At 69.2% G+C, this 10787-nt stretch carries 10 protein-coding genes; 7 read left to right on the top strand and 3 right to left on the bottom strand.

The genetic code is table 11. The features are described 5' to 3' along the window. Positions 1 to 210 precede the first annotated feature (210 nt). The 5 genes from IMZ11_RS41035 to IMZ11_RS41015 all read left to right on the top strand — a co-directional run bounded on the left by IMZ11_RS41035 (position 211) and on the right by IMZ11_RS41015 (position 5150). Positions 211 to 744, top strand: coding sequence for a hypothetical protein (locus IMZ11_RS41035; protein WP_228648732.1), 534 nt, complete (start codon positions 211 to 213; stop codon positions 742 to 744). A gap of 110 nt (positions 745 to 854) precedes the next feature. Then, positions 855 to 1871, top strand: a complete 1017-nt coding sequence (locus IMZ11_RS41030; RefSeq protein WP_228648730.1) for a hypothetical protein — start codon at positions 855 to 857, stop codon at positions 1869 to 1871. Between the two features lie 21 nt (positions 1872 to 1892). Next, entirely contained in the window at positions 1893 to 3227 is a 1335-nt protein-coding gene (locus tag IMZ11_RS41025; RefSeq protein ID WP_228648728.1) for a Dyp-type peroxidase, read from the top strand. 54 nt (positions 3228 to 3281) lie between these two features. Continuing rightward, a complete protein-coding gene (locus IMZ11_RS41020) occupies positions 3282 to 4172 on the top strand; it encodes a bile acid:sodium symporter (protein ID WP_228648726.1) in 891 nt (296 codons plus the stop codon). 78 nt (positions 4173 to 4250) lie between these two features. Continuing rightward, positions 4251 to 5150: an aminoglycoside phosphotransferase family protein gene (locus IMZ11_RS41015; protein WP_228648724.1), complete on the top strand. Its 900-nt coding sequence runs from the start codon at positions 4251 to 4253 to the stop codon at positions 5148 to 5150. Positions 5151 to 5279: 129 nt separating this feature from the next. Here IMZ11_RS41015 and IMZ11_RS41010 read toward each other — a convergent pair whose 3' ends face one another. After that, the gene (locus IMZ11_RS41010; protein WP_228648722.1) at positions 5280 to 5702 is read right to left on the bottom strand and encodes a hypothetical protein; all 423 of its coding nucleotides are present in this window, start codon (positions 5700 to 5702) and stop codon (positions 5280 to 5282) included. A gap of 123 nt (positions 5703 to 5825) precedes the next feature. Further along, positions 5826 to 7343, bottom strand: a complete 1518-nt coding sequence (locus IMZ11_RS41005) for an N-acetylmuramoyl-L-alanine amidase (RefSeq protein WP_228648720.1) — start codon at positions 7341 to 7343, stop codon at positions 5826 to 5828. A 288-nt stretch (positions 7344 to 7631) separates the two neighbouring features. Between IMZ11_RS41005 and IMZ11_RS41000 the strand changes: the two genes are divergently transcribed. Next, positions 7632 to 9578 (top strand): family 10 glycosylhydrolase, encoded by a 1947-nt coding sequence (locus IMZ11_RS41000; RefSeq protein ID WP_228648718.1) that lies wholly within the window; start codon positions 7632 to 7634, stop codon positions 9576 to 9578. A gap of 210 nt (positions 9579 to 9788) precedes the next feature. After that, positions 9789 to 10232, top strand: a complete 444-nt coding sequence (trxA, locus tag IMZ11_RS40995; protein WP_228648715.1) for a thioredoxin — start codon at positions 9789 to 9791, stop codon at positions 10230 to 10232. Positions 10233 to 10499: 267 nt separating this feature from the next. Here trxA and IMZ11_RS40990 read toward each other — a convergent pair. Continuing rightward, the coding region (locus IMZ11_RS40990) for a hypothetical protein (RefSeq protein WP_228648713.1) at positions 10500 to 10787 on the bottom strand (288 nt) is incomplete at its 5' end.

Here is a 10787-nt window from a genome sequence, read left to right as displayed (position 1 = left end):
GGGCCGCCCTCGTTCTCGTCCATTTCGAACACAGAAGGATCAGCTGACAGTCACTGAGAAAACGTCACTGAGCGGCGGTCACGGAGCCGCAAAAGACGATCAACCGAAATGCCGCCAAATGCGGAGATCCTTAATGTGATGGCCTGACCGTGTTTATACCTCTCTGTCGTAGCGTGAGGTTCGCCCATCCCAGATGACGGAGGAACCGGCGTGGATATCAAGCCAGCGGCAGTTGTCATCCCCAAGGAAACCGACCATCTCGAGCAGGGGAAATACGGCCCCGTCTTTCCCAGGACCCCGGCGTGCTACGGCTTCACCATCATCGCCGAAGTAAAGCCGGGCCGGGCCGAGGCGATTCGCGGCTACGGTTACACGCTGGCCAAGGCGCTGGAAGCCGACCCCGACCTCCTCGCGCCGCTCAAGCTGCACTATCTGCGCTGGGTGCTCTTCGACGACGACACCCGTTTCATGTACCAGGGCATCTTCGACACCGACTTCGACAAATACACCGAAGACGCCATCATGCTGTTCGGCAGGGCGGGAGTGAGCACGGCCTTCGAGAATCTCGTCGGTTTTCCCGAAGACTGGCGAACCAACCCCGAGGCGTTCATCACGTTCGTCCGCGAGCACCACTGCCCGAGCTTCATCGAGTACGGGGAATATCCGTACGTCACCGCCGACGAAATCAAAAAGGCCCTGCGGATCAAGAACTCCCTGTCGGAGATGCTCGACCAGCTGCAGTGACATTCCGGCTGTGGCGAAATTCCAGCTGCGGCGAAATTTCGGCTGTGGCATTCCTGCTGCGGCGATATCCGGCCCAGCCTCCCCTATATCCCGTGTAGATCGGAGATGGCATGAACGAGTTCAGGACCGCGCGCGTCTACAACCAGAACCATGTGCCCCGCGGATACACCCCTGGCCAGCGGCGGGTGAGCATCTACGTCGCATGGAGCTACCCTGCCGAGGCCGGCAGGAACCCGGCCGAGCTCGACAACCGGTTCTCCACGATGACCGAGGTCCGGCGCGTGGCCTGGCCCGCCTACGAGGATCCGAAGTGGTCCGACCCGATGCGGTTCCAGCAGGGCATCGCGGGAACGCTTGAGCTGTTCTTCTGGGCCTGGGTGCCGTTCCAGCAGTTCGTCCAGGAGACCACGGGACACACCGTGCCCGTGTACCAGCGCGTCGATCAGGCCGGTTTCCACACCCCGCTCGACGAGCGGGTGCTGGCCGACACCGACACCCTGTTCGTGTGGGGGCTGGATCACATGATCACCGGACAGGACGCCGCGCCCGAGGAGATCGAGGCGCTGCGCGAGTTCCTCAGCCGGGAGGGAACCTGCCTGGTCCTGGGGCCGCATCACGACGTGGGGGCGACCGACGACCTGGCCGTGCGCAACGTCGAGTACCTCCACCACGGCGACCTTCTCGTTCCGCGCCAGCAGCGGTTCGGCAGGTACACCCGATCCCTGATGGAAGGGCTCGGCGTGCCCGTCGAGAACCGGTACGGGCTGCGTCCCGCGGTACGGGAACCGGGAAAGATCGCCCCGCTGTCCATCGCCAGGGATCTGGACACCAAGGGGTGGCTGGATGGGGTGACCACCTTCAACTTCCACATGCACCTGCCGCACTACGCCGTGACGACCGACGACCCGGATGCCGTCCACGTGCTGGGCAGGCAGCCGATCGACGCGTCCCGGCCGCACCCGTTCACTGAGGCAGGGAACACCGAGTTCAACATGTTCCTGTGGATGCCCCCGCGCGACGAGCGGGCCGGCGACATTCTCATGGCGGACTCCACGATCTTCAGCTCGCTGTTCGGCGGCGACGAGAGCCTGCGCAATTTCTGGAGAAACCTCGTCACGCTCAAGTAGTGCCTCGGGAAAGGAGGATCCGTGACCGAACGAACGCACGTCACGCTCGAACTCGACGACATCCAGCGCGGGGTTCTCAGCCCTCGGCCGACCCCGTACGCCGCGACGTACATCCTGTTCCGGATCGACGACCGCGCGCACGGGCGGGAGCTGATGCGGCGCGCGAGCACGGCGGTGACCTCGGCCGCCGACGCGATCAGCCCCCTGGGGGAGACCTGGGTGAGCGTCGCGGTCACCTACCAGGGCCTCATGGCGCTGGGGGTGCCACGGGAGTCGCTGGAGACGTTCCCCTGGGAGTTCCGGCAGGGGATGGTCGCGCGGGCGAAGGCGCTGGGCGACACGGGCGAGAGCAGCCCGGAGAACTGGGAGGCGCCGCTGGGCACGTCCGACGTCCACGTGGTGCTCACGGCGCTCGCGCCTGACAGCGCGCGACTGGAGGCGGCCATCGACCGTGCCCGCCCGGTGTACAACGACCTTCCCGGCGTGACCGCGATCTGGCGGCAGAACTGCTACGCGCTGCCCACTGAGGCCGAGCACTTCGGCTACCGCGACGGGATCAGCCATCCGGCCGTCGAGGGCAGCGGCATCGCCGGGTCGAACAAGCTGGAAGTGCCGCTCAAGGCCGGTGAGTTCGTGCTCGGCTACCGCGACGAGATGGGCGGCGTCCAGACCCTGGAACCCGAGGTGCTGGGACGCAACGGCACCTTCGTGGCCTTCCGCAAACTCCACCAGCGTGCCGCCGCCTTCCGGCGGTACCTGAGGGACAACTCAGGCGGCCCCGAGGAAGAGGAGCTGCTGGCGGCGAAGATCATGGGTCGCTGGCGCAGCGGCGCGCCCTTGGCGCTCAGCCCGGAGCACGACGATCCCGAACTCGGGGCCGACCGGGGCCGCAACAACAGCTTCCTCTACGAGGAGGACGACGCGGCGGGGTTCACGACTCCGTGCGGCAGCCACATCCGGCGGGCCAATCCCCGCGACGCCGCGGTGGCCGGAGCGCCGAGGCTGCACCGGATGATCAGACGCGGCACCGCGTACGGCCCGTTGCTGCCCGACGGAGTACTGGAAGACGACGGGGCCGACCGCGGACTGATGTTCGCGTTCGTCGGAGCGCACCTCGGGCGGCAGTTCGAGTTCGTCCAGTCCCAGTGGATGAACGACGGCGTCTTCTTCGGCGCGGGCGACGCCAAGGATCCCATCGTCGGGACCAACGACGGCACGGGGGACTTCACGATCCCCCGGCGGCCGGTACGGCGCCGCCTGCCGTCGCTGCCGCAGTTCGTCGTCGTGCGCGGCGGCGAGTACTGCTTCATGCCCGGCCTGCGCGCCCTGCGCTGGCTCGGCGATCTCGAAGGTTGAGGTGCGGCGACGGGCTCCGCCCGGACACGGTCGCCACCGGTGTGGAAGGGGCTCATGGATACGCTGCATCTGGTGTCCAACGCGGTCACCGTGATCTTCATCGCGACCACGATGTTCGCGGCCGGTCTCGGCGCCACGCTGCCGGCGTTGCGTGCCATCTTCGCCGACCTCCCGCTGCTCCTGCTGGCGTTGCTGGCCAACCTGGTGGTCATCCCGCTGCTGGGCTGGGGGGCCGCCGCGCTGTTCGGCCTGTCCACGGCGCCTTTCATCGCGCTGGTCCTGGTGGCGTCGTCGCCGGGCGGGCCGCTCGGGGCGAAGCTGGGCATGGTGCAGAACGGAGACGTGGTCGCGGGGGCGGCGATGCAGGTGCTGCTCGCCACGGCGGGCAGCATCACCTTCGGCCTGACGGCCAACGGCATCCTCACCGCGGCCGAGGTCGGTGGGGGAATCTCCCTCGACGTCGCAGCGCTGGTGCGGACCGTGGCCATCCTGCAGCTCGTGCCGTTCGCCGTGGGACTGGTACTGCGCCATTACGCGCCGCCCACGGCGCGATCGTGGCATCCCTTCGCCGTGAAGGTGTCGAACGTGACGTTCATGATCGTGCTGGCGGGCATGCTCCTGGGCAACTGGCGGGACGTCGTCGATTTGCTCGGCTCACGCGCGTTGCTCGCGGGGTTCGTCCTGTCCGTCGCCGCGTTCGCGACCGGCACATTGCTGGCCACCGGATCGCCGGTGCGCCGCACCACCATGGGGAGCGTCGCGGCGGTGCGCAACGTGGGGCCCGCGCTGGCCGCCGTCGGCATCGCCTTCCGCAATGATCCGGCCATCATGGGAGCGCTCGCCGCCGTACTGCTCAGCGGCCTGACGGCGGCCGTACCGATCGCCGCGGTGCTCAGCCGCCGGCGGAGCGGTGGCCCTGTTTCCAGCTCGGCTGAGCCGGGGTGACCGAGCCGGCGCCGTACGTGGCGTCGGCGGCGAAAACCGATTGCCGCGGTCGGCGCGGGGCGGTCAGTGTTGACGGCGATGAGCGCAACGAAGATGCACGCCGACGAGATCGAGACCGACGCCGCACTCGTTCGCCGGTTGGTCGCGGGCCAGTTCCCGCGGTGGGCCGATCTGCGGATCGAACCGGTCGAGTCCTACGGGACGGACCACGCCATCTATCGGCTGGGCGACCACCTGGCCGTTCGGCTGCCGCGCATAGGGTGGGCCACCGGGCAGGCGGCCAAGGAGGCGCGGTGGCTGCCGAGGCTCGCGCCGCACCTGCCGCTGGCGGTGCCGGTGCAGGTGGCGGTGGGGGAGCCGGCCGGGGGTTATCCCTTCACCTGGTCCGTTTACGAGTGGCTGCCCGGCGAGAACGCCAACGGCACGATCCACGATCTGGATCAGGCGGCGGTCGATCTCGCCGCGTTCGTGAAAGCGCTGCGACAGGTCGACACGGCCGGTGCGCATCCGCGTGCCCCACATTCTCGCGGCGGGCCGCTCGCCGAGCACGACGAGGGTGTGCGTCGATCGATCGCCCTGCTCGGCGACCGCATCGACGCCGACGCGGCGCTCCGATCCTGGCAGGAGTCGCTCGGCGCCCCGGCATGGGAGAACTCGGAGGTCTGGGTGCACGGGGACCTGCTGCCGGGCAACCTGCTCGTCGTCGACGGTCGCCTGTCGGCGGTCATCGACTTCGGCGGTCTCAACGTGGGCGATCCCGCATGTGATCTTCAGCCCGCGTGGAACGTGTTCGCGGGTGACAGCCGCCTGCGCTTCCGAGCGGAACTCCGCGTCGACGACGCGTCGTGGCTGCGCGGCCGTGGCTGGGCGCTCTGCCAGGCCGTGATGGCGTTGGCGTATTACTGGGACACCAATCCGGGGATGGTCCGCCAGACGACACACGCTCTGGCACAGGTCCTCGCCGACAGCTCCCCGTGAGCGGCGGGCGATGAGGCCGGAGTCGAGCAGATCGTGCCGCCCGGGCGCCGGCGAAACCGGAACGCGCCGCCCCCGCGCCATCGAGACCGGAAGAGACCATCTCGTTCGGCCGGTGCCATGGCGGCCGGGTCAGCCGCCTTGGGTGTAGACGGTCTTCCAGCGCGAGCACTTGTTGACCGGGCGCTTCGAGGTCCCCCGGCACACCTGGACCCTGATCTGCAGGACTCCGCCGACGCCGGTGCGGAAGGAGCCGGTGCCGGTGGCGCAGTTGTAGACCCCACGCGTGCGCCAGCGGCCGTTGCGGGAGTCCTGGTACCGGATGAGCGCCCACGAGCAGCCCTTGCCATAGGTGTCGTCGAGGTTGCCCGACACGATGAGCCCCGACTGGCCCACGATGACCTTGCCCCAGGCGGTCGCCATGCCGTCGGTCGAATGGATGCGGCCCCACTTCCAGCTCGTGGGGTCGGCCGAGGCCGGGGTGGCCGAGGCGGTGAACGTGACAGCGGCGCCGGCCAGGCCGGCCAGGACGCGGATGAGGAGATGGTTCGTCACCCGTCCAGAACTAGCGCTCGGCACTTGTGATCGGCTTGAGGGACGGTGATCGCGCACGGGCCGCCGCACGGCCCGCGCCCGGTGACCGGCGCGGGCCGTGCGGTCGAACAGGTCGTACGGGTGTCAGACCCGCGAGATGCGGACGGCGTCGGCGATGACGTAGCCCGTGCCCGAGGTCCAGCGGCTGACGCCGACGGCGTTGAACGTGCCGGCGTTGAGGGAGAACGTCCCCAGGCTGTGCCACGTGCCACCGCCGGAGCGTTGGTCCACGAAGACCGTCTGGTTACCGCTCGACGTCGCCACGATGTAGGGCGCCGAGGAGTTGTAGCCGGGGTCGGACGGGTACCACACCTCGACGCGGTAGGTGCCCGCGCTGGGGATGCTGGCCTGGTACCAGGCCGGGTCGCTGGCCGCCACGGGGTCGACGAAGCGGTAGTCGGCGCCGTAGCGCTGGCTGGAGTAGGACGAGGTGCCCCAGTTCGAGCTGGCCGTGAACTGGGCGCTCGCGTTGTCGATCGTGGCCGACCACGACGGGGTGCCGCCGCCGGTCACGTAGTTCATGTACGTGTTCCAGTTCCAGTACGAGCCGGGGTCGGTGTGCGTGGCGCCGGGCACCTCGTTGTGTCCGATGATGTGCGCGCGGTCCTTCGGGATGCCGTACTTGTCGCAGATGGCGCGGGTCAGGGCCGCCGAGGCGCGGTACATGGCGTCGGTGAACCACGAGGCGTCGCTGATGTAGCCCTCGTGCTCGATGCCGATGGAGCGGGTGTTGTAGGTCCAGTTGCCCGCGTGCCAGGCGACGTCCTTCTCCCGGACCATCTGGGTGATCTCACCGTTCGACGACTTGACCACGTAGTGGGCCGAGACCTGGGCGCTGGCATTCTGGAACCAGGAGATGCTCCCGGCGTACGAGCCCTGGGTGACGTGGATGACCACGCGGTCGATGGCGTAGCTCGACGGGCGGCTGGAGGCGGTGTAGTTGCTGGAGCTGGCGGGGACCCACGCCGCGGGAGAGTAGTCGGCGCTGAGCACCCCCACCTGCGCACTCAGGTCACGGGCTTTGGCGTAGTCGCCCCGGTCGGCCGTGACCTCCTGCGGCTTGACCGTGACGCCGCGGGCGTCGATTCCGAGCCCGAGCTGCTCGTAGGCGGCGTCGGCGTAGAGGCGGGCGACCTCCGGTGAGGAGGCGTTGCCGTACGCGGCCACGGCCTGGTACCAGCGGCCCACGTCCTTCCTGGCCGCCTCGTCGAGGCCGAGCTCGTCGGCGTGGGCGCGCAGCACGGCGGCGCCACCCATGATGTTGGCCTCGGTGTCGGCGCGGAGCTTCTCGACCGGCAGCCCGGTCAGCTCGGCGGCCTTCTCCAGCACGTGGGTGCTGGGGTTGCTGACCAGGTGCATGACGCCGTAGCCGCCGTTCGCGCTCGGCTTGCCTTCGTGGGCGTCCAGGTGGGTCTCGGCGTAGGCGATGGCGACCAGCAGGTCACGCGGCACGTCGTGCGCGGCGGCCGCGCGGGCGAACGCCGCGGGGAGCGGGAGCTCCTTGGCCGCCGTCGCGGGCTGTACGGCGAAGGCGGCGAGCGCGACGAGGGCGGCGAGGGCGGAGGCGATGAGAGCGGTTAATCGGGCGAAGGGGAGGGTCATGGGGGCTCCTGATCGGGGGGGTTACGGCTGCAACGTATGGCACTCCTGACTCGATGTCGATAATTGACATACGATCTCTGTTAGAAGAAACTTTTCGCCCTCGTTGGCGTCGGGGGCGCCGAGCGCCTTCCGGACGGGACGCGAAGGGCCGTCGGTCCGGGCGCGGGGCGACATCGGGGACGCCGAGAGGTTCGAGGCGCCCGGGTTCGCCGGCTCCTCAAGATTTGGGCCCCCCGGGTCGCGTGAAGACTATTGCGCTACGAATGCAATTTCTTGAAACTTCTTTTCGTGACCGCGCTTCTGCGTACCCTCCTGGCGATGTTCACCGTCGCGATCATCAACTTCGTCATCCCCACCCCGGCCATGGCGGCGGCCTGCGCCACCGACCCCGCGACTCCCAAGCGACAGCTGCGCGCCATGTGGATCTCCACGGTCGCCAACATCGACTGGCCCAGCCGGACCGGCCTGAGCGCCTCCGCGCAGCAGGCCGAGCTGCGCGCCTGGCTCGACCTGGCCGTCAGCAAGCGCATGAACGCCGTGATGATCCAGGTCAGGCCGACCGCCGACGCCTTCTGGCCCTCGCCGTACGAGCCGTGGTCGCAGTGGCTGACCGGCACCCAGGGCGGCGACCCCGGCTACGACCCCCTCGCGTTCATGGTCGCCGAGGCACACGCGCGCAACCTGGAGCTGCACGCCTGGTTCAACCCGTACCGGATCGCCAACCACGACGATCCGACCAAGCTGGTGTCCACCCACCCGGCACGGCAGCATCCCGACTGGCGCTTCGCCTACGGCGGCAAGCTCTACTACAACCCCGGTATTCCGGAGGTCCGCGGCTTCATCGAAGACGCGATCATGGACGCGGTCACCCGGTACGACATCGACGGCGTCCACCTCGACGACTACTTCTACCCGTATCCGGTGAGCGGCGAGACCATTCCCGACTCCGCCGCCTACAGCCGGTACGGCGGAGGCTTCTCCGACATCGGCGCCTGGCGCCGTGACAACGTCAACCAGCTCGTACGCGAGCTGGACCAGCGGGTCCACGCGGGCAAGCCGTGGCTCGCCTTCGGCGTCAGCCCGTTCGGCATCTGGCGCAACTCCTCCACCGACCCCCTCGGGTCGGGCACCTCGGGCCTGCAGTCCTACGACGCCATCTACGCCGACAGCAGGCTGTGGGTGAAGCAGGGCTGGGTGGACTACATCGCGCCGCAGATCTACTGGCACATCGGGTACGGCCCCGCCGCCTACGAGGTGCTCACCGCGTGGTGGTCCGACGTCGTCAGGGGAACCGGCGTCCACCTCGTCGTCGGCCAGGCCGCCTACCGCGCCGGCGCCAGTGGTCAGGACGCGGCCTGGCAGGACGCCGCCGAGCTCAGCGACCACCTCTACGACAACAGGAAGCACCCCGAGGTGGCCGGCGACGTGTATTTCAGCGCCAAGGACGTCAAGGCGGACCGGATCGGGAGCGTCTCCGCCCTCGTGTCCGCACACTACTCCAAGCCGTCGCTCCCGCCCGCCCGAGGCACCGGAAGCGCGCCCGTCGCCCCCTCGATCACCTCGGCCACCCGGTCCTCGAACGGCGTCGCCCTCTCCTGGCAGGCGACCGGATCGCCGACCTCGTACGCGGTATACCGGGTCGGCGGCACCCCCTCGACGGCGGATCCGTGCTTCTTCGCGGACGCGCGCAACCTGGTCGGAACGACCAGGCAGACGAGCTACACGGACATCGCGCCGGGGGACACCGCCACCTACTACGTCACCGCGCTCGACCGGTGGCAGCAGGAGAGTGCGCCCAGCACAGGAAAGACGGTGACGTCCTCCGGCACGTTCAGCGTCGTGGTCGACAACGCCGATCCGTCGTTCACCGCCGGCTCCGCTTGGGGCACCTCGGCCTACTCCTCGCAGCGGTACGGCGCCGACTACCGCTTCGCCACCCCGGTGGCCGCGAGCGACCCGGCCTGGTTCACGGCCACCATCCCGGCCGCGGGCAGCTACCGCGTGGAGGTCTGGTATCCGGCCGACTCCGGATACAACAGCGCGACGCCGTACATCGTGGCGGCAGGCGGCGGCAACCAGGTCGTCTCCGTGGACCAGCGCACGGGCGGCGGCCAGTGGCGCTCGCTCGGCACTTTCACGCTCGCCGCCGGGACGTACCAGGTGGTGGGTGTGAGCCGGTGGACCTCCACGACGGGCTACGTCATCGCCGACGCCGTCCGCATCACCAAGGTCTGACCATGACGCCCGGATGGCGCGGGTCAGTGTCGTGCGGGAGAAGGGACTCACGGCCGGGGCGTCGCCGTCTCGGTGGGCCGACGCCGTGACCATCGCGAGAGAGTCATCCCCCGGCCCGCGAACCGATCCCCTATGGGGCGGTTTGTCGGGTTCGGGGGAGGGTAGCCCGGATCTGGACCATCACCACGTGAGAATCCGGAGGCATGCCGAATGCCCTCCAAAGTCACGGAGTCCAGCGTCGTGCAATGCCCGAACTGCGGGCGTAGGAACCGGCTGCCCCGTACCGCCTCGGGGGTCCCACGCTGCGGCGACTGCCACCAGTCCCTGCCCTGGATCATCGAGGCCGGGGACGACGACTTCACCGAGGTCGCCGAGGCGGCGCGGATCCCGGTCCTCGTCGACTTCTGGGCCGAGTGGTGCGGTCCGTGCCGCATGGTGACCCCGGCGCTTGAACAGGTCGCGGAGGAGCTGGCGGGACGCATCAAGCTGGTGAAGGTGAACGTCGACGAGGCGCCCGGGCTCTCCGAGCGCTTCGGCGTCCAGACCATCCCGACCCTCGCCGTACTGAAACAGGGGCAGGTCGTCGGCCGGCAGCGGGGCGCGGCACCGGCGTCGGAACTACGCGAATGGGTCGGCGACGCGCTGGCCCGCTGAGTTCGCCGCGACCGCCGTGGAAGGTCGCGACGGTCAAGGGAGACGGTCAAGGGATACGGATTCGACAACCAGGCGATTCGCCCCGCCTCCGGCAGCCGGGCTCGGCGTCGCTCGCGCGGGAACGACGCCGAGCCGGGCGCGCCGGCCATCAGGAGGACGGGCCCGTGCGCAGTAGCGTGCCGGCCGGGCAGCGGCTTGTTTTCGGCGAGGCGACGTGAGGCGGTTCGCTCACGGATGCTCTCGCCTTTCACACCGGCGCTTTCGACGTCAGGGCTGGGTCGGGCCCTCCAGCGTTTCGACAAGGCCGAGCAGGGTGGCGGCGCCTGCGGCGTTGCCGTCGCCTCCGTTGCCTCCGTTGGCGTTGTTGTTGCCGCCGCCGGCGATCGCGCCCCCGTTACCACCGTTGCCGCCGCGAGCCGCGACGAGCTGGGCGAGGACGTCGGCGGGGATCTCGAAGCCGCGGTTCTCCCTGACCTCACGCTCCCGCGGCTGCTCCGGCTGGCGGATGCGGATGTTGTTGATCACGTGCTGGCGCTGCCTCTGGTGCTGACGCTG

This window comes from Microtetraspora sp. AC03309 (genome assembly GCF_020826795.1).
GTDB lineage: Bacteria > Actinomycetota > Actinomycetes > Streptosporangiales > Streptosporangiaceae > Microtetraspora > Microtetraspora glauca.
Note: the sequence above shows the minus strand (reverse complement) of the source record. Positions and strands in the feature narration are given on the sequence as shown.